Below are 18,806 nucleotides of genomic sequence, written 5' to 3'. Positions count from 1 at the left end.
ACGCAGCGCCCTCCGCTCCGTGCGGGGCGGTCGGGCCGGGATCTCAGCCCCGACGGCGGCACCGCCGGCGCAAACTCAGAGCAGCAGCGTCCCGACCAGCGTCACCGCGGCGACGCCCGCGAGCAGCGCCGCGAACAGCAGGGTCAGCGTCGAGGGGCGCGCCCTCGCCGAGAGCGGCCCGCCGAGCACGCCGCCGACGGCGGAGCCGGCCGCGAAGATCAGGGTGGTCGCCCAGGCGACCTGCACGTCGGTGCCGAGGCGGGCCAGCAGGCTCACGGTCGTCGCGATGATCATGACCAGCAGGCTCGTGCCGGAGGCACGGCGCATCGCGAGCCCCAGCGCGATCACCAGCATGGGCACGACGATGAACCCGCCGCCAACGCCGAAGAAACCGGTGAGGAAGCCGGTGAGCGAGGCGGCGGCGATCACGGATCCCCACCGCGGGGAGGGCGACGCGGCCGGTGCGAACGGCAGGTCGAGCTCGCCGTGATGGTGCTGCAGCCCGTCGGCCGTCTCGACCGTGTCGGGGCCGGGCTGGTCCAGGACGGGGTCGTCGTGGGAGGCGATGGGGGCGTCCGCGTCGGCGAGCGGGACGGTGCCGAGCGCGGCGGCCTCCGCGTCCTCCGTCCGACGGGTGCGCAGGCCTCGGCGCAGCATCGCCGCGGCGACGACCGCGAGCATGACCCCGAACAGGGTCAGCAGCACATCGGGCGGGACCAGGGCCGACAGCCGCGAGCCGAGGACGGCGCCGACCACCGACACCCCCGCGAACACGAGCCCCGCCCGCCACTCCACGTTCCGCTGCCGCGCATGGTGGGGCAGGCTCGCCAGCGCCGTGATCAGCACGATCACGAGGCTCGAGGCGGTCGCGGCATGCGGCGGCATGCCCAGCAGGAACACCAGCACCGGCACCGCGAGGATCCCCCCGCCCGCACCGAGCGCCCCGACCACGATCCCGACCCCGAGGCCGACGCCGATCGCGAGCAGGACGAGCTCCATCGGGGGTCTCCTTCGGGCGGGGGCGCGGGCCGGCTCATCGTATCCGCGGGGAGGGGCAGGGCGCGGGCCTGCGGCGATAGACTCGCACCACCCCTCGGAGAGGAGCGGACATGATCCCGGACCCGCGCACCGGCACCCCGGCGCCGCTGGACCCTGCCTCGCCCGCGATGGGCGAGCGGATCGTGGAGGCGTGGCGGCGCGGCGCGCTCGTGCTCCCGCTCGGGGAGGACGACGCCACTCCCCTGCGCCTGCCCGGCCTGCACAGGTCCGCCCTGCCTCCCTCCCTCTCGGGCCAGGCGCGGGTGTCGCTGGCCGGGGTGGGCGAGCGCTTCGCCGCCTGGCGCGTGACCCCGCAGGAGAACGCGCCGGTCATCGTGCGGATCGCGCATGTCGCTCCCGAGGAGCTGCACCAGGACCTGGGCCACGAGATTGCGGCGCTGACCCTGATCCCGCCGGAGGCCGGCCCCGCTCCGATCGCCGTGCACGACGACGCCGCGACCAGCCCGCTCGGCCACCCCTGCGTCGTCACCACCGAGATCCCGGGCGTGGCCGCCGCGCCCGAGGCCTGGACGGGCGCGCACCTGCGCTCCCATGCCCGGCTCCTCGCCCGCCTCCACGCCGTGCCCGCCCCGGGCCGCGGGCCGGTGAGCTTCGGGGAGGACCCGTGGGCGGCGGTCCCCGTCGGCCCCCAGGCGCTGCTGCCCGAGGTGGAGGCCGAGGTCGAGTCCTGGCGCGCCCGGCACGGCGCGCTGCTCGCCGAGCACGGGCTCGAGCCCTTCCTCGAGGCGGCGCTCGCCCGCATCGCCGGCATCGAGGACCAGATCGCGCAGCTGGACGGCTTCGCGCTCTGCCACGGCGACCTGTGCTCGACGAACATCCTGTGGGACGGCATCGACCCGTCGACCGGCCTGCCGCGCGTGCAGTACATCGACTACGAGTGGGCGCAGGGCGACGACCCCGCCCGCGATCTCGCGATCATCGGCGGACCCGTGCACGGCGGGCCCTGGTACGTGCCGCTCGCGGAGGAGCAGGTGACGGCCTTCGTCGACGAGTACGTGCGGGCGCGCGGCGAGCTCGGCGAGGTGCCCGCGGGGATCGCCGACGTCGGTGCGCTGCGCGAGCGGATGCGGGCGTGGACCGCCTACGAGCGCACCGCGATGCTCGTGCACGTCGCCTCGCGCGCCGCGACCCGCGCCTCCCACCGCCAGGTGCTGCCGGTGCTGCAGAGCACCCTCGCCGCGGAGCTCGGCCTGGACGGCTGAGCCGCCCGCCGCGCCCTGCGGCTGTCCTCCCCACCACATCGCCCACCTGCACAGTGGCGCGATCACGTCACCCTCTGCTTACGGTGGGCCCATGAGCGACTTCGTGAAGAACGCACCGAACGCCCCCAAGGGGCACATCGCGGCCGAGGCCGCGGGCCTGCGCTGGCTCGCCGAGCCCGGTGCCGTCCCCGTGGTCGAGGTGCTCGAGGAGGAGAAGGACTCCCTGCGCCTGGCACGCCTGGAGCCCGTCGGCCCGACCCCCGAGGCGGCCCGCGAGTTCGGCCGACGCCTCGCCCGCCTGCACGACGCCGGCGCGCCCGGCTTCGGCTGGTCCCCCGCCGACCCCGCCTTCTTCGGCCCGCCGGAGAACCCCTTCCCCGTCTCGACCCGCGTCGAGGAGGAGTTCGCGGTGTACTGGGCCGAGGAGCGCCTGCGCCCCCTGGCCGACAAGGTCACCCGCAGCCTCGGCGCCGACGGGCACGACACCGTCGACGAGGCGATCGACGTGATCGCCGACGGCGCCTACGACGGCATCAGCGGCCAGGGCACGGAGGAGCCGAGCCGCGTGCACGGCGACCTGTGGTCCGGGAACCTTATGTGGACGGCCGACGGGGTGACCCTTATCGACCCCTCCGCGCACGGCGGCCACCGCCTCGAGGACCTCGCGATGCTCTCCCTCTTCGACGCCCCGCACCTCGAGGAGATCTTCGAGGGTTACACCGAGGAGCACCCGCTGCCCGGCGACTGGGAGCAGGACCTGCCCGCGCACCTCTTCTTCGGCCTGCTCGCCCACGTGCACCTCTTCGGCGAGGCGTACGTGGACCAGGCGATCTCCACCGCCGGGGCGATCATCGCCCGGGCGGACGAGCTGGGGTTCTGAGCGGCGAGGAAGAGTCCTGACCCGCTTGCCGGGCGGAGCACCTCACCACGCGATCGAAACGTGGCCCTGTGCCGGAATGAGTCGTCGTTCCAGCGCAGGGCCACGTATCGGTGGTGGTCCGGGGCATCGCCCCCGGCCCGGTGGTCGCGGTTCAGCGGCGTGGGCTCAGTGGTCGTGGCCCTCGTGACCCTCCTCGGCGCCCCCGGCATCGCTGGCGCCGTGGTCGTGGCCCTCGTCGGCGTGGTCGTGGCCCTCATGGCCCTCCTCGCCCTTCGACTCGCTCGCGCCCGGGGAGACCTCGTACTCGCCGGAGGCGGTGCCGGTGGTCACCTGGATCTCGTGCGGGACGACGGGCAGGTCGAGCTCACGGTAGACCTCGCCGCTGGCGACGTCGACCATGCTGAGCTTCTTCGCCTCGGGGTCGACGACGAAGGCGGTGCCGTCGGCGACCGAGAGCATCGGGCCGGCCTCCTGCCAGTTCTCGCCCTCCTCCCACTCACCGGTCACGGGGACCTCGTGGAGGATCTCGCCGCTCTCGGGGTCCAGGATGTTCAGCTCCCCGTCGTAGGTGAGCACGAGCGCCTCGCCGTCGGGGCCGCGGTCGAGGCTGCGGAACCAGTACGTGGAACCGAGGTCGATGAGCTGCTGGGTCGCGTCGCGCGTGTCGATCAGCGCGATCTCGGTGGGGCGCTCGATGCCGCCGGCGGGCTCGGCCTCGACCTTGTGGTCCGCGAGCACGATCGGGGAGTCCTCGTGGCCCTTCTGGTTGCCGGAGCGCTGGTAGTCGCCGTCGATCGCGACCTTGTGGAACTCGCCGTCGCGGTAGATCACCGAGCCGTTCTCGCAGCCCAGCGAGATCACGTTGCCGGACTCGGTGGGCTGCGCGGCGGCCTCGCCGTGCACGCCGGGGCAGTCGTCGGTCTCGGCGACGACCTTCCCGTCGGAGTCGAGAACCTGCACGGTGCTGCGCGCATCCTCGGTGCCCTGTGTGGTGAGCAGCCCGTCGTCGGACAACGGCACGGCGACGCCATGGTGCGGGTCCTCGGTCGCGGTCTCCTCGAGCACGCCGAGCTCGCCCTCGTCGAGGGCGGTCGGGTCGAACAGGGTGATCTCGCCGCTGCCGTCGGCGAAGATCGCAGTGCGGTCGCCGTGAGAGACGACGTGGCCGGGCATCGGCGCCTCGACGGAGAAGTCGGTGAGCGCCGGGTCCTGGACGTAGTAGTGGAAGTGGTCGCCGTGCCCCTGGGCGAGCAGGCCGGTGTCGTACATGGTCACGGCGTCGGACGCGCTGACCGCGACGTGGCGACCGTCGCCGGCCGGGTTCAGCCGCACGTAGCCCTCGACGGGGGTCTCGTTCAGCACGGAGCCGTCGGCCGAGTCGAGGGTGACGACGCCGCCCTCATGGGCCAGGACGATCCGGGGGCTGAGCGCGCCGACCTCGGTGCGGTCCGAGGACGGGGCCTCGGTCGCGCCGGTGTCGTCACCGCCGCCGTCGGAGGCTCCCCCGTCGACGCCCGAGCCGCAGGCGGCGAGCGCGAGCACGCCCGCGCCGAGGAGGGCGGCAGCGCGCCGCTTCATGACAATGCTTCTCATCAGGTGCATGCCAGGAAGCTACCAGCGAATGAGAATCTTTCGCAATTGGGGACGGATGGCGCGGGCCACCCAGAGCCGGGCGTCACCCCGTGGTCGCGAGCTCGGCGACCTGCCCGCCCGTCCGCTCCGGCCCTGGACCTCCGACCCGACTCCACCCCGGGACTCAGTGCGCCGAGGCCTCACGCCCCTGCATCGGCACCGCCAGCGCCACAGATCATGTGACACCTACACGTGCGTCAGTCCCTATGGCTATGGTGATCGCTTCTATGTCGTACCAAAAACGAAAGTAGTAGCTCGTTGACGGATCCCTCAGCGGGCATTCATTCGGGCAGGGCTTACGTACGCCAAGAGCTTCAGCCCCACCATCCACCGCCGACCTATTGCCTCCTCAGTGGTCCGGGCCTGCATCGGAGTCCTCTGCACGAGATGTGTCGTCGTTCTGCGCCGCGTCGTGGACCGCGCTGTTATTGTTCTCTGCGCTGCGTGAGCGGCGCCGCGCCTCGCGCCGTGCACGCTCCCGGTAGCTATAGGCGGCCTCGTGCACCGACTCTTCACTTTCGAAGCCAGACCCAATCGCACCCGCGATCGTCGCAGCAGCGGTCGCGAACAGGGTCACCAGGAGATACTCGCCCAGTCCGTATTCGTCTCCGGCGTACTGGCTGAACACCTCCGGAGTGAAAACGATCAGCGCGGCAGTCAGGTTCAGGACGAACAGCCCCGCATAGCCGCACGTCAGCCCAATAGCGAGGGTCAAGACAGTCGACGCGTTGAACAGCGCCGTTCGCTCACGTTCCTGCGGCGGCAGATCTTTGGCTCGTTCCCAGAGGCGGTGATAGACGATGAGCCAAGTGATCATCACCGCAATTGAGGCGACGACGACGGCGACCAGCTGCCACGCAGCCATGGTGAGTGCTAGTTCCCACAGCGTGGTGTTCAACAGATAGAACGCGCTGAACGCGAACGCTCCCACCAACGCCCCTCGGAGACCGGAGACCAGCCGCCACGGACGATTATCCCGGACCATTCCCACGAGCAGCCGCAGACGCCCGCGGTTCGCGAAGATACTGACGTCGACCCCGTCTTGGTCTGGGGTCGTCCGCTCGAAGGCGCCGCCCAGAGCCGGGACCCGTGACCGCCGATGCGCCTGGGACCCGTCCTCCGGAATGGTCCCGCCGCGCATGTCCCCAATGAGCTGTGTCACCACCTCTGAAACTCGCCTTCGCAGGCGCATGGCCCCGAAGGCCGGCAGTGAAACCACCGCCACGTTCCGAGTGTGGTCGGCGTCAGCGACGACGGGGCGCCGGTCGATCATCAGTGGGAGGTCGGTCACGCATACCGCGAGGTCCCAGCCATGTTCCCGCTTACGCTCGGCTGCCAGGTCCATCATCTCGTACCGCTTCTCGTCACTGGGAGGCAGCCTCTCTCGGTGCACCTCCACTCTCCAGGGACCGTCAGAGAGCTGCTCGGCGAGTAGGCCAGGCAGTTCCCGTTCGAGATGCTTCGCGACGGTCAGGGCGGTGGCGACCGGATCGGCCACCACTCCGACCACTACCTCCCCCGTCGGGCTTTGCGTCGTCCCGATGGGTTCACTCTTGTGAGTCGTCAAAAGTCGACTCCTTCCGCGTTGTCAGTGAATCGTCCCGGGTTCTCTGCCGCTACTTCGTGGGTGCGGGCTCTCGGGTGAGGGCCTCGTTGTGCAGCGTCTCGAACTCTATCGGGGTGAGCATCTCGAGGGAGCCGTGGCGGCGTCGGTTGTTGTACCAGTCGACCCAGCCGGCAGTCGCGAACTCGACGTCTGAGAGGGTCCGGAACGGCCCGGCGTGGAAGACGGTGGTGCGGATGCACTCGGTCGTGAACAGGCCGTTGACACTCTTCATGAGGGCGTTGTCGAAGGCATCGCCGACGGTGCCGATCGACGAAGCGATGCCCTCGAGGGCGAGGTGCTCGGTGCACCGGATCGACGGGTACTGCGATCCGGCATCGCTGTGCGCCACCAAAGAGCCTGGTGATACCTGGTTTCCCTCGCGTTCCCGCTGCCACAGCGCGATCCGCAGTGGCGTCATGACGAGATCGCTGCGCATGCTCGAGGACGCGTGCCGGTCCACGATCCGCTGAGCGAACACGTCGACGACGAACGCGACGTACACGAACCGAGCCCAGGTGCGCACGTAAGTGAAATCGGTGACCCAGACCAGGTTCGGAGCCGGGGCCGTGGAGTCGCGATTGAGCAGGTCACCCGCCCGTTTCCCATCAGGCTTCGGGGTGGTGCGCAGCTTCTTCGCCCGCCGGAGATCTTCGAGGCCGAGGGTCCGCATCGCCCGGTCCACCGCCCCGCGGGACGTGCTCGCGAGGCCTTCCCGGCGGCGGAGCAGCGCGACCCACTTCCGACGTCCATACAGGCCCTCGGGCGTCATCTGAACCTTCCCGGTGACGGGGTTGGCCCTCCAGGCGAGGTCGCGGATCTTGTCCTCGACCAGGGCATCTGTGATGGTGCGCTCAGCGATGCGGGCCGGCTGCTTCCAAGACCGCTAGGAGGCCGCATCACGACGACGGTGATGGAAACGCCGGAAAACAGCGTCGACACCCGTCGGTCGCCAAGGCGGCATCGACCGAGCGCCGGCGACCGCGGTCGCCGGCGCTCCATCGATGTGCAAGGCGGCTCCGACGGACCACCAGGTATCGGCTCCCAACTCTGCCCGGCGGGCAGGAGCCTCCGTGGGGCCAGGCCCGGCGGGGCTCAGATCACGCCGAAGGCGATCATCGCATCGGCCACCTTGCGGAAGCCGGCGACGTTCGCGCCGAGCACGTAGTCGCCGGGGCGACCCATGTCCTCGGCAGTCTCGAGGCAGGTGGTGTGGATGTTCTTCATGATCTGCGTGAGGCGCTCCTCGGTGTGCTCGAAGCTCCACGCATCGCGGCTCGCATTCTGCTGCATCTCGAGCGCGCTGGTCGCGACGCCGCCGGCGTTCGCGGCCTTGCCGGGGCCGAAGGCGACCTCGGCCTCGCGGAACACGGTGACGGCCTCGGGGGTGCAGGGCATGTTCGCGCCCTCGGAGACGGCGAGCACGCCGTTCTTCACGAGGGTCCGAGCGGCGTCCGCGTCGAGCTCGTTCTGGGTGGCGCTGGGCAGGGCGATGTCGGCCGGGACGTCCCAGACGCCGCCGCCCTTGACGAAGCGGGCGCCCTCGCCGCGACGGTCGGCATACTCGTGGATGCGACCGCGCTCGACCTCCTTGATCTGCTGGAGCAGCTCGAGGTCGATGCCGTTCTCGTCCACGACGTAGCCGGAGGAGTCGGAGGCGGTGATGGGGATGCCGCCGAGCTGGCGGGACTTCTCGATCGCGTAGAGCGCGACGTTGCCGGAACCGGAGACGGCGACGCGACGGCCCTCGAAGGACTTCCCGCGGGCCTTGAGCATCTCGTCGGCGAAGATGGCCGCGCCGTAGCCGGTGGCCTCCTTGCGCACGAGAGAGCCGCCCCAGTCCAGGCCCTTGCCCGTGAGCACACCCGCCTCGTACTTGTTGGTCAGGCGCTTGTACTGACCGAAGAGGTAGCCGATCTCGCGGGCGCCCACGCCGATGTCGCCGGCGGGGACGTCGGTGTACTCGCCCATGTGGCGGTGCAGCTCGGTCATGAAGGACTGGCAGAAGCGCATGACCTCGCCGTCGGAGCGGCCGTGCGGATCGAAGTCCGAGCCGCCCTTGCCGCCGCCGATGGGCAGACCGGTCAGGGAGTTCTTGAAGATCTGCTCGAAGCCGAGGAACTTCACGATGCCGAGGTTGACGCTCGGGTGGAAGCGCAGACCGCCCTTGTACGGGCCGAGCGCGGAGTTGTACTCGACGCGGAAGCCACGGTTGACCTGCACGACACCCTCGTCATCGACCCACGGGACGCGGAAGATGATCTGGCGCTCGGGCTCGCACAGCCGCATCAGGATCTCGTGGTCCTGGTACTCGGGGTGCCGGGACTGCACGACCTCGAGGGACTCGAACACCTCCCGGACGGCCTGGTGGAACTCGGGCTCGCCGGGGTTGCGGCGAAGCACGCGGTCGAAGGTGTCCTGGAGCGTCGAGTCGAGCATCGCAGTCCTTTCAGGGGCCCGGAGGCCCGATGTCGCGGGGCCCTCGGGGTCGGAGGGCGGAGCGGGGACAGCGTACGCGTACGGAGTCGGGCGGTCACGGGACGTTCAGTGAGTGAACATGCACGTGCCTGTCTCGCCATGCATCGGCGAGACGGGGGTCACAGCCGAGCGTCGTCGCGACGACCCTCGAGGGCCCTCTCGTAGGCGGCGAGGGTCTCGTCGTCGAAGAGCACCAGGCGCAGCTCCCAGCGCCCGCCGAGCCGCGCCGCCCTCTCGCGCAGGCTCGCGATCGCGATGCGCGCGGCGCGGTCGAGGGGGAAGCGGTAGGCGCCGGTGGAGATCGAGGGGAAGGCGAGACGGTGCAGATCGTGCTCGTGCGCGACCTCGAGGCAGCGTCGGTAGCAGGAGGCGAGCTCGGCGTCGCGGCGGGCGCGACCGGCCTCGTCGGCGCGGGCGGACCAGATGGGGCCGACAGTGTGCAGGACGTACGGGACAGGCAGGTCGTGCCCGCCGGTGAGCTTCGCGTCCCCGGTCTCGCAGCCGCCCAGGGTGCGGCATTCGGCGAGCAGGCCGGGGCCGGCGGCGCGGTGGATCGCGCCGTCAACCCCGCCGCCGCCGAGCAGGGTGGAGTTCGCGGCGTTGACGATCGCGTCGACGTCGTCCACCTGGGTGATGTCGCCGCGACGCAGGCTGATCAGCGAGGATCCGTCGACGGTCGTCATGGCATTCCTCCTCAGCGTGTCGGGCTCGGCAATGCCGGCGAGGGAGTCATCGAGTCCCGCGATCCGCCCGCGCCCGCGACGGCCCGCCGCGGATACCTCACTCCCCGACGGTCACCACGATCTTCCCGCTCGTGTGCCCCTCCATGCTCGCGCGGAACGCATCGGCGGCGTCGGCGAGGTCGAAGGTGCGCTCGACGTCGACGCGCAGCGAGCCGGCCTCGACCAGCTCGGCGAGCGCGGCGAGGTCCCCGGCGTCGGGCCGCACCCACAGGTAGGCGCCGCCCGCCTCGGCGACGGAGTCGTCGGCGATCGAGGCGTGGCGACCGCCGGGGGCGAGCACGGCGAGGGTCTGCTCGAGCACGCCGCCCACGTAGTCCACGACGAGGTCGGCGCCCCCGGGGGCCATTGCGCGGACCCGCTCCTCGAGCCCGTCCCCGTAGGTCACCGGCTCGGCGCCGAGGCCGCGGATCCGCTCGTGACTGCGCTCGGAGGCGGTGCCGATCACGCGGGCGCCGGCCGCGGCGGCGATCTGCACGGCGAAGGAGCCCACGCCGCCGTTCGCGCCGTGGACCAGCACCGTCTGCCCGGCGGTGAGGCCGAGACGGTGCAGGGACTGGTAGGCGGTGAGGCCGGCGAGAGGCAGCGCGCCGGCCTGGGCGAAGGAGAGGGAGTCGGGCTTGCGAGCGGCGGCGCGCACCGGGACCATCATCTTCTCGGCGAAGGAGCCGGCCTGGACCCAGTCCTTGCGGGCGTAGGCCATGACCTCGTCGCCGACGGAGAACTCCGGGACGTCCAGGCCCACCGCCGTGACGACGCCCGCGACGTCCCAGCCGGGGATCACGGGGAAGATGGTGGTCATCAGCGGGTCGAGGCCGCCGGAGAGGACCTTCCAATCGACGGGATTCACTCCCGCGGCGCGTACGTCGACCAGGATCTCGCCAGGGCCGACCTTCGGGTCCTCGAGCTCGGAGAGGGTGAGGACCTCGGGGCCCCCGTAGCTACTGTAGGTGATGGCCTTCATGCGGGTGTGCAACGCGCGGCGCCCTCCCCGTATTCCCGCGGGACGCGCGCGATCACGACCTCCACCGGCCGCAGGAGCTCCATTAGGCTGCCGGGCTCGGCGATGCCTCGGGCGGCGAGGCCGGGGCGGCGCAGGAGGCGCCCCGGACGTCAGCTCCGCACATCGAGCTCGCGCTGCACCCAGGCCGGGTCGTCGGTGGTGATCGTGTCGACGCCGCAGGCGAGGGCCACCTCGAGCTGCGCGGCGCTGTTCACGGTCCACGGGTTCAGGCGCAGACCGGCCTCGTGCGCGGCGCGGGCGGCGCGGAGGGCGAGCCCGTCGATCGCCGGGCCGATCCCCGCGGCGCCGAGGTCCTTCGCGGTCCGGATCGTCTGCTCGGTGATCTGCTCGACGAGATACGAGACCGGTGTGGCAGGGCTGCCCCGACGGATCGTCTCGAGCGCCTCGGCATGGAAGGAGATGACGGTCGAGGCCTTCGCCGGGGAGTCCTCCGGGAGCGCGGCGAGCTGCGCGGCCACTGCCTCGCCGGCACCGGCGACCTTGACCTCGATGAACAGGGGCACGGTGGTCGTCTCCAGCAGCTCGGCGAGCGAGGGGACCTTCTCCCCCTCCTCGAGCAGCACCGTGTCGAGCTCGCCGCGGGTCAGGTCGCCGATCGCGCCGCTGCGCAGGGGCGAGTCCGCCGCGGCGGTGCGATCGATGGTCTCGTCGTGCATGACGATCACCTCGTCGTCGGCGCTGAGATGGACGTCGCACTCGAGCAGCTGGGCGCCGTCCTCGATCGCGCGGCGGAACGCGGCGAGCGAGTTCTCGGGGGCGTGCGCGCTGGCACCGCGGTGGCCGACGATCGCGGGACGGGCGGGATGCTGCGGGGTCATGGTGCTCCTGTCGGAGGAGAGGGACGAGCGGAGGCGGTCGATGGGGACAGTCTGCCCCGCTCAGGCCGGGAGCGGCTTCGCGATCAGCGCCGCCGCCCAGACCGGGTCGTCGACGGTGAGGGTGTCGCAGCCGAGCTCGAGGGCCCGCTCGAGCTCCTCCTCGGTGCGTGCGGTCCACAGGTTCAGTGCCGCGCCCAGCTCGGCCGCACGCTCGACGTCCGCCTGGCGGGCGTCGGCGATCCGCACGCCGACGTGGACGACGCCGAGCTCTCGGCACGAGTCCCACCACTCGGGGCTGGTCGCGGTCGTGGTGCGCATCCGCGGGATCCACGGCGCGACCTCCTGCGCACGGCGCAGCGGCTCCTCATGGAAGGACAGCAGCACCGCCGGGGCGGCCGTCGGATCCGTCCAGGCCTCCGCGCCGCCGTCGCCGAACTCCTCGGCGAGGATCTCGAGCACCCGCTCCACGGCGCCCGGCGCCTTGATCTCCACCAGCAGCGGCACCCGGGTGCCGTCCTCGCGCACCGCCGCCTCGAGCACCTCGGAAAGGGTCGGGATGTGCTCGCCCTCCCCCACCAGCACACGGTCCAGCTGGGCACGGGGCAGGTCGGCGACCGCGCCGGTGCGCAGCGGAGAATCGGCCTGCGCGGTGCGGTCCAGGGTCGCGTCGTGGAGGATCACGTCCTGGCCGTCGGCGCTGAGGTGGACGTCGCACTCGAGCAGCGTCGAGCCCTCGGCGACGCCGCGCCGGAAGGAGCGCACGGTGTTCTCGGGGTCGAGGGCGGCGGCGCCCCGGTGTCCGACGAGGGCGGGCTGCGTGGGGGTCATGAGGGGTGGTTCTCCTGGGTGGGATGGTCGGCCGGGCGAACGGCCGGGGGCCGTCGCGTGCAGGCGGCCGGGTGGGCCGACGGGTCGTGCGGGCCGGGTGGCCTCGGGGCGGGCCGGCACGACCCGCCCCGGGAGGGCGGGGTCCCGGCCGCCGCGGCGGCCGGGGCCCGCTCAGGTCCGGGGGCTCAGTTCCAGCCCTCGAACTCGACGGCCTCGTAGTCCTCGCGGTTGTCGTCGAGGGTCTCCTGGAGGGTGGTCGCGAGCGCGTCGAGCACCTTCTTCGGATCGGCGCCGTCGCCGTAGACCTGCGCCTGCGCGGCGCCGATCTCGGTGACGGAGCCCTGGTCCCAGTTGGTGTAGTCCGCGGTGCGGGCGTTCTCGAGCTGGGCGAGCGCGACGCCGTAGTTGGGGTTCTCCGCGACGAGGTCCTTGACCGTCTGGGTGTCGGCCGCGGCCTTCACGATCGGGACGTAGCCGGTGCCCGCATGCCACTCGGCGGACTTCTCCGGCTGGGCGAGGAAGCGGAACAGCTCGGCGCAGGCGTCCTGGCGGTCCTGGGAGTCGCTGCGCACGATCGAGAGGCCGGAGCCGCCGGTCGGGACCTGCTTCTCCTGGCCCTCCTTGGAGAGCATGAACGCGGTGCCCACCTCGAAGACGCCCTCGGTGGCGGCGGTGGTGCCGGTCAGCCCGGCGGTCGAGCCGCGCATCCCGGCGGTGATGCCGGAGGCGAAGTCGGTCCCGGCGGCCTGCGCCATGTAGCCGAACTTGTCCTCGTGGATGAACTTGCGCTGCCACTCCAGCCACTCCACGCCGGCGTCCTCGTTGATCGTGACCGCGAAGTCCTCGTTCGCGTTCGCGCCGCCGAAGCCCCAGATGTCGGCCTGCGCGTGCCAGGCGTCGTCGGCCCCGACCGCGAGCGCCGCCAGCGGGCGGCCCTCGACCTCGATCTTCGCCAGCTCGGGCGCGAACTCGGCGAGGTCCTCCCAGGTCTCGGGGCCCTCCTCGGGCAGGCCCGCCTCGATGTAGCGGGTCTTGTTGTAGTAGAAGAGCGGGGTGGAGCGGGCGAAGGGCACCACGAAGGTCTCGCCGGCGGCCTTGCCCTCGGCGACGTAGTTGTCGATGTAGACGTCGAGGTTCCACTCGTCGTCGAAGTAGCTGTCCAGCGGGGCGAGCGCGTCGGAGTTGTGGAACTGGAGCCACTGCATCTCGGGGAAGCAGACGATGTCCGGGACGGTGCGGGCCTGGAGGGCCGCGGTGAACTTCTGGTTGAGGTCGGCGTAGCCGCCGACGGACTCGGCGATCGCGACGATCTCGTCCTGGGACTCGTTGAAGGCCGCGAACTGCTTGGCGAGGACCTCGTAGTTCACGCCGGTGAAGGGCGCCCAGAACAGGATCGGGGTGCGGCCCTCGTACTCGGAGGGGACGGTGAGATCGGCCTGCGAGAAGCCGTCACGGATGTTGCTCTCGGAGTCACCACCGCCGCCCCCGCCGTTCGGGGCGCCGCAGGCGGCGAGGCCGGCGGCGCCGGCACCCAGGCCGAGGGCCGCCATCATCGTGCGGCGGGAGAGGTTCAGCGGGCTGCGGGACATGTGCATCGCTCCTTGGAGACGGGCCGGACCGGAGGGCTCCGGTGCGGTCGGGTGGGGTCGTCGGGTCGTGCGGGACCGGGGCCGGGCGCTCGTGCGCCCGGTCCGGCGGGTTCGGGGGTCGGGCCGGAGTGGCCCGGGACGGTCTAGACGGCGCGGAGCCGTCCCGTCGGCCTCACTTCATGGCGCCGGCGGCGAGGCCGCCGATGATGCGCTTCTGGGCGAGGAAGAAGAGGATCAGCATCGGCAGGGAGACGAACACGGCGCCGGCCATGATCACGCCCCAGTTGCTGTAGCCCTCCTGGCTGCGCAGGAACAGCAGCCCGATGGGGAGGGTGCGCATGTCCTCGGTCGAGGTGACGATCAGCGGCCACACGTACTCGTTCCACTTCCCGACCATGACGATCAGGGTGGCGGTGAGGATCATGGGGCTCGACAGCGGCACCACGATGGTGAGCATGCGGCGGATGTGGCCGGCGCCGTCGATCTCCGCGGCCTGCAGGATGTCCTTGTCGATCATGCGCATGTGCTGGTAGATCAGGAACATCGCGAAGGCGCTGGCGATGCCGGGCAGGATGATCCCGGCGTAGGTGTTCAGCCAGCCGAGGTTCGCCACGGTGATGTAGTTGACGATCAGCGTCACGTGGCCCGGCAGCATCAGCGAGGCGACGATCAGGCCGAACACGATCTTCTTGAACCGGAACTCGACGAACACGAAGGCGTAGGCGCACAGGATCGCGAGCACGATCTCGAGCACGGTGCCGACGCCGGTGGTGATGATCGAGTTCAGGAAGAAGCGGTCGAACGCCGCGGCCTCCCAGGCGCCGACGAAGTTCGAGAACGTCAGCTCGGTGGGGATCCACTGCAGCGGCCAGCTGTAGATGTCCTGGTGCGGCTTCAGGGCCGAGGAGAACAGCCAGTACAGCGGCACCAGGAATACCGCGATCGTGGCGAGGACGCCGGCGATCAGCAGCGCGGTGACCCAGGGTCGACGGCGGGGGCCGCGGCGTCGGCCGGTGTTGCGCGGCACGGAGGTGCCCGCGGGGGCGGCCGTCCCGTCGGGGAGCTGGGCGGAGGGGGCGGAGCTCAGGGTGCTCATGAGTCGTAGTTCACCTTCTTCTCGCCGTAGCGGACCTGCACGTAGGTGATGACCAGGAGGATCGCGAGCAGCACGGTCGCGGCGGCCGAGGCGCTGCCGATGTCGAACTTCTGGAAGGCCTCCTCGTAGACCATCCAGCTCAGCGTGCTGGAAGAGGTCCCGGGGCCGCCGTCGGTCATGATCGAGATGATGTCGAAGGCCTGTGCGGCGGAGATGATGCCTGTGATCGAGAGGAAGAACGTGATCGGGCTCAGCAGCGGCAGGGTCAGGTGGCGGAAGAGCTTCCAGCCGTGCGCGCCGTCGAGGGCCGCGGCCTCGTAGAGGTCCTTCGGCAGGTCGAGGATCGCGGTGTAGCAGATGACCGTGACGAAGCCGAGGCGCTGCCAGGTGTAGGCGATGGTGATCGACCACAGCGACCAGTCCGATGTCGTGGTCCACGCCGGGGAGTCCGCGCCGAACAGCGAGAACGCCCAGCGGGAGAGGCCGTAGTTCGGGTCGAACATGAACAGCCACAGGATGCCGACGGCGGCGCCGGGCAGCATGTGCGGCGCGAACGCCATGGTCTGCGCGAAGCCCGTGAACGGGACCTTCGTGGCCAGCAGGCTGCCCAGCAGCAGGCCGAGCACGAGGGAGCCGATCACGCTGACCCCGGTGAAGATCAGCGTGTTCATCAGGACCTGGCCGAAGCTCGCCGAGGTGAACAGGTCGACGTAGTTCTGCGCGCCCACCCACTCGGGGACGGGCTCGACGAAGTCCCACTCGAAGAAGCTCAGCCCGATGTTGTACAGCGCCGGGTAGTACGAGAAGACGATGATCGCGAGGAAGTTCGGGGCGATCAGCGCGAGGAAGAGCAGCGCGTCGCGACGGGCGCGGCGGCGGCGCTGGGGGGAGCGCCGACGGGCGGGCCGCTGCGCGGCGGGGGTCGCGCCGGCGGGCGCGGACTCGGTGGTCGCCTCGCTCGGCGACTCACCGGCAGCGGCGGCGGCCGTGCGGTCCGGGCCGTGGGTGCGGACGGGGGTTGTCATGGGAGCGCTCCCAGCTTCCTGGTCGGGACGGCCCGGAGGGCTGTCGGGGGACGACGGGCTGCGCGACGGACGCGCCCTGCCCAGGGCGGGCGGCCGTCGGCGGACCCGCGGGTCCGCCTCGCCCGCTGCGCAGGACCGGGATCCGGGAGCGGGCACATCGAGGATCCCTGCGACCACGGGGGCGGGCGCCGGCGTCCTCGACGAGGCCACCGTAGGAAGGTGCGGGACGATCCGCCAAGGAGCCGTCGAGCTCGGTGAACCGACCGTGAACAGCGCCTGACCTTGCAGGTGGGAGCGCTCCCATGCCGTGCTCATCCGGTCTCCGGGTACTCCTGAGCACCGTCGGTCCGCCGCGCGTCCACCGGAAGTTCATCGTCCCGGTGCCGATTGTTCGCCGTCGGCCCGGTCGCGCTCCGGCCCCCTTCCCCCGGTCTTCACCTGCAGGTCACCTGGGCGGTCCGCGGCGCCTTTCCGGCCGGGCTATCCTGCCCCGGACCAGCCGCCGACGCGACGCGCACCGGAGCGCTCGTGCAGCACCCCGAGGCATTCGGGACCGGGAGGAGCCGCCATGCCGCGCCAGCCCACCATGGAGGACGTCGCCCGCGCGGCCGGAGTCTCCCGCTCCACGGTCTCGCGGGTCTTCCAGAACGACGGGGAGCGGGTCTCCCCCGACACCCTCATCGCCGTGCACGAGGCCGCCACGCGCCTGGGCTACGTGCACAACCTCGTCGCCAGCGGACTCGCCATGCGCCACGGACGCCAGCTGGGCCTGCTGATCCGCGACAGCACGAACCCCGCCTACGGGCATCTGCTCTCCGAGACGAACCGGGCGGTCGAGCGCGCGGGGCGCACCCTCATCTCCGTGACCGCCTCCCGCCACGACTACGGCACCGCCGAGGTGGCCGGGCTGCGGCGCCTGCTCGGTCAGCGCGTCGCCGGGGTGTTCGTCGGCACCGGCGTGACCGCCGCCGAGGACCTCGTGGAGACCGTGACCTCGGTGCCGCTGATGATCGTCGGCCGCCCCAACGACCACCCCCGCATCGAGTCCATCAGCTACGACGAGCGCGCCCACGGCCGCGCGGTCGCCGACGAGATCGCCGTGCACGGGCACCGACGGGTCGTCGTGCTCACCGCGCCGCTGCTCTACTCGCGCGTGTTCGACCTGCGGATCCGCAGCCTGGTGGAGCGGTGCGCGGAGCTCGGCATCGCTACCCTCCCCGTGGACCTGCTGCCGGTGGAGCAGGGCGTGGTGCGCGCCCTGGACACCGCGCGCGAGGAGCGCGCGAGCTGCATCGTCTGCCCCGTGGACTACGTCGCCCTCGACCTGCTGCGAGCCGCCGCCGAGCGGGGCGTGCGCATCCCCGAGGACGTCAGCACCCTCGGCTTCGACGGGCTCGGCGACGGCCTGGACCTGGTGGGGCTCGCGACGGTGCGCCTGCCCGTCGAGGAGGTCGCCGCCCGGGCGGTCGAGCGGATGGAGGAGCTGCTCGTCGCCGCGCAGGACGACCCCGAGGGCCCGCTCGCCGTCGCCCCGCCGCCCGCGCAGCACACGCTCGTCGAGGGGGAGCTCGTGCCCGGACCCACCCTCGGACCCGTGCCCGCTCACCTGCGGAGCTGAGCTGGCCGCGCACGGTCAGGAAAGCCTGCCCGAAGTACATCACTGCAGGTCAGGGAAGGCTTGCCAGGGGTGACAACGACCGGTCGGAGGACTACCGTCGCCCTCATGAAGATGAGCAACGATCTCGAGAAGAAGTTCCAGGACCAGATCACCCTGGAGTTCGCCGCATCGATCACCTACCGCCAGCTCGCCATCGAGGCCGATGAGCAGGACCTCCCCGGCATCGCCGCGTGGCTGCGCCACCAGGCCGACGAGGAGATCGTCCACGCCAACAAGTTCATCCAGCACGTCTCGGACCGCGGCAACCACGCCGCGATCGGCGCCCTCTCCGAGCCCGGTGTGAAGCCCGGCCTCTCGGTGCTGGAGATCTTCGAGGCCGCCCTCGCCCACGAGGAGAAGGTCTCCGAGGCGATCCGCGAGCTCTACCGCAGCGCTGACAAGGAGGGCGACTACGACTCCCGCCCGCTGCTGAACTGGTTCGTCGACGAACAGATCGAGGAGGAGGCCACCGTCTCCGAGATCATCGGGCGCGTGAAGCTGATCGGCGAGGACGGCTCCGGCCTGCTGCGCCTGGACGCCGAGCTCGGCGCCCGTCCCACCGAGTCCACCGAGGCCCACGAGGACTGAGCCTCCCCTCGCGGCCCGGGGCGTGGAAGACTGACGCCCCGGGCCGCGACGTCGCCGCCCGCCGACGAACCCGGAGGTCAGGATGCCGCAGCCGCAGAACTCGCCCTACATCGCCTTCCCCGGCAATGGCCAGGAGGTCCTCACCCACTGGCAGGAGCTGTTCGGCGGCGAGCTGGAGATGATGACCTACGACGAGATCCCGGATCTCTCGGGCTTCCCCTTCACCCCGCCTCGCGGCGCGGTCGCCCACGCCACCCTCACCGGCGGCCTCTTCACCGTCTCGGGCGGCGACGCGATCGGCGGGCCCGGTGACGAGCTGCCGCCGCTGGGCTCGGACGTCTACTCCTTCCTCATCGGGCTCGAGGACGTGGAGTCGGCGAAGTCCCTGTTCGCACGGATCGCCGAGGGCGGCGGGAAGGTCGCGATGCCCTTCGAGCTCGCACCCTGGGGCGACCACTACGGCCAGGTCGTCGACCGCTTCGGCGTGATGTTCGCGCTGGTCGTGGGCGGCAGCTCGACGCAGAGCTGATCGCAGGGCGTCGTCGGGCGCTCGACTCGAAGGCGAGCGCCCCTCGCGGCCGCACGAC

General features: G+C 71.4%; 16 protein-coding genes and 1 pseudogene. 5 read left to right on the top strand and 12 right to left on the bottom strand.

Features of this window, described 5'->3' with window-relative positions; translation table 11 throughout:
- Positions 1-75: 75 nt before the first annotated feature.
- A complete protein-coding gene (locus RBL05_RS10875; RefSeq protein ID WP_308739472.1) occupies positions 76-999 on the bottom strand; it encodes a sulfite exporter TauE/SafE family protein in 924 nt (307 codons plus the stop codon).
- A gap of 110 nt (positions 1,000-1,109) precedes the next feature.
- Between RBL05_RS10875 and RBL05_RS10870 the strand changes: the two genes are divergently transcribed.
- Positions 1,110-2,261, top strand: a complete 1,152-nt coding sequence (locus RBL05_RS10870; protein WP_308739473.1) for a phosphotransferase family protein — start codon at positions 1,110-1,112, stop codon at positions 2,259-2,261.
- Positions 2,262-2,352: 91 nt separating this feature from the next.
- Complete coding sequence (locus tag RBL05_RS10865) at positions 2,353-3,141, top strand: fructosamine kinase family protein (protein WP_308739474.1); 789 nt, start codon at positions 2,353-2,355, stop codon at positions 3,139-3,141.
- Positions 3,142-3,306: 165 nt separating this feature from the next.
- Here the strand turns inward: RBL05_RS10865 and RBL05_RS10860 are convergent, their stop codons facing one another.
- The 11 genes and pseudogenes from RBL05_RS10860 to RBL05_RS10810 form a co-directional block, all read right to left on the bottom strand.
- Positions 3,307-4,719: a WD40 repeat domain-containing protein gene (locus RBL05_RS10860; RefSeq protein WP_308739475.1), complete on the bottom strand. Its 1,413-nt coding sequence runs from the start codon at positions 4,717-4,719 to the stop codon at positions 3,307-3,309.
- Between the two features lie 403 nt (positions 4,720-5,122).
- A complete protein-coding gene (locus RBL05_RS10855; RefSeq protein WP_308739476.1) occupies positions 5,123-6,340 on the bottom strand; it encodes a hypothetical protein in 1,218 nt (405 codons plus the stop codon).
- A 49-nt stretch (positions 6,341-6,389) separates the two neighbouring features.
- Positions 6,390-7,262: pseudogene (locus tag RBL05_RS10850) on the bottom strand (IS3 family transposase); the annotation flags it as partial.
- 209 nt (positions 7,263-7,471) lie between these two features.
- Complete coding sequence (gene gdhA, locus RBL05_RS10845; RefSeq protein WP_308739477.1) at positions 7,472-8,815, bottom strand: NADP-specific glutamate dehydrogenase; 1,344 nt, start codon at positions 8,813-8,815, stop codon at positions 7,472-7,474.
- 158 nt (positions 8,816-8,973) lie between these two features.
- Complete coding sequence (locus tag RBL05_RS10840; protein WP_308739478.1) at positions 8,974-9,537, bottom strand: O-acetyl-ADP-ribose deacetylase; 564 nt, start codon at positions 9,535-9,537, stop codon at positions 8,974-8,976.
- Between the two features lie 97 nt (positions 9,538-9,634).
- A complete protein-coding gene (locus RBL05_RS10835) occupies positions 9,635-10,558 on the bottom strand; it encodes an NADP-dependent oxidoreductase (protein WP_263311162.1) in 924 nt (307 codons plus the stop codon).
- Positions 10,559-10,707: 149 nt separating this feature from the next.
- Positions 10,708-11,436 (bottom strand): glycerophosphodiester phosphodiesterase, encoded by a 729-nt coding sequence (locus tag RBL05_RS10830; protein WP_308739479.1) that lies wholly within the window; start codon positions 11,434-11,436, stop codon positions 10,708-10,710.
- Positions 11,437-11,496: 60 nt separating this feature from the next.
- Positions 11,497-12,264: a glycerophosphodiester phosphodiesterase gene (locus RBL05_RS10825; protein WP_308739480.1), complete on the bottom strand. Its 768-nt coding sequence runs from the start codon at positions 12,262-12,264 to the stop codon at positions 11,497-11,499.
- Between the two features lie 185 nt (positions 12,265-12,449).
- The gene (locus tag RBL05_RS10820; RefSeq protein WP_308739481.1) at positions 12,450-13,853 is read right to left on the bottom strand and encodes an ABC transporter substrate-binding protein; all 1,404 of its coding nucleotides are present in this window, start codon (positions 13,851-13,853) and stop codon (positions 12,450-12,452) included.
- A gap of 172 nt (positions 13,854-14,025) precedes the next feature.
- Positions 14,026-14,949: a carbohydrate ABC transporter permease gene (locus RBL05_RS10815; protein ID WP_308739482.1), complete on the bottom strand. Its 924-nt coding sequence runs from the start codon at positions 14,947-14,949 to the stop codon at positions 14,026-14,028.
- Complete coding sequence (locus RBL05_RS10810) at positions 14,946-15,974, bottom strand: carbohydrate ABC transporter permease (protein ID WP_308739483.1); 1,029 nt, start codon at positions 15,972-15,974, stop codon at positions 14,946-14,948. The genes RBL05_RS10815 and RBL05_RS10810 overlap by 4 nt, the downstream gene beginning before the upstream one ends.
- 568 nt (positions 15,975-16,542) lie before the next feature.
- Between RBL05_RS10810 and RBL05_RS10805 the strand changes: the two genes are divergently transcribed.
- From RBL05_RS10805 to RBL05_RS10795, 3 genes are all read left to right on the top strand, one after another.
- A complete protein-coding gene (locus tag RBL05_RS10805) occupies positions 16,543-17,592 on the top strand; it encodes a LacI family DNA-binding transcriptional regulator (RefSeq protein ID WP_263312334.1) in 1,050 nt (349 codons plus the stop codon).
- Between the two features lie 105 nt (positions 17,593-17,697).
- A complete protein-coding gene (locus RBL05_RS10800; RefSeq protein ID WP_308739484.1) occupies positions 17,698-18,219 on the top strand; it encodes a ferritin in 522 nt (173 codons plus the stop codon).
- Positions 18,220-18,301: 82 nt separating this feature from the next.
- Positions 18,302-18,748 (top strand): VOC family protein, encoded by a 447-nt coding sequence (locus RBL05_RS10795; protein ID WP_308739485.1) that lies wholly within the window; start codon positions 18,302-18,304, stop codon positions 18,746-18,748.
- The last annotated feature ends 58 nt before the right edge of the window (positions 18,749-18,806 follow it).

The sequence above is a fragment of the Brachybacterium sp. GU-2 genome, assembly GCF_030866705.2.
GTDB classification, from domain to species: Bacteria; Actinomycetota; Actinomycetes; order Actinomycetales; family Dermabacteraceae; genus Brachybacterium; species Brachybacterium conglomeratum.
Note: the sequence above shows the minus strand (reverse complement) of the source record. Positions and strands in the feature narration are given on the sequence as shown.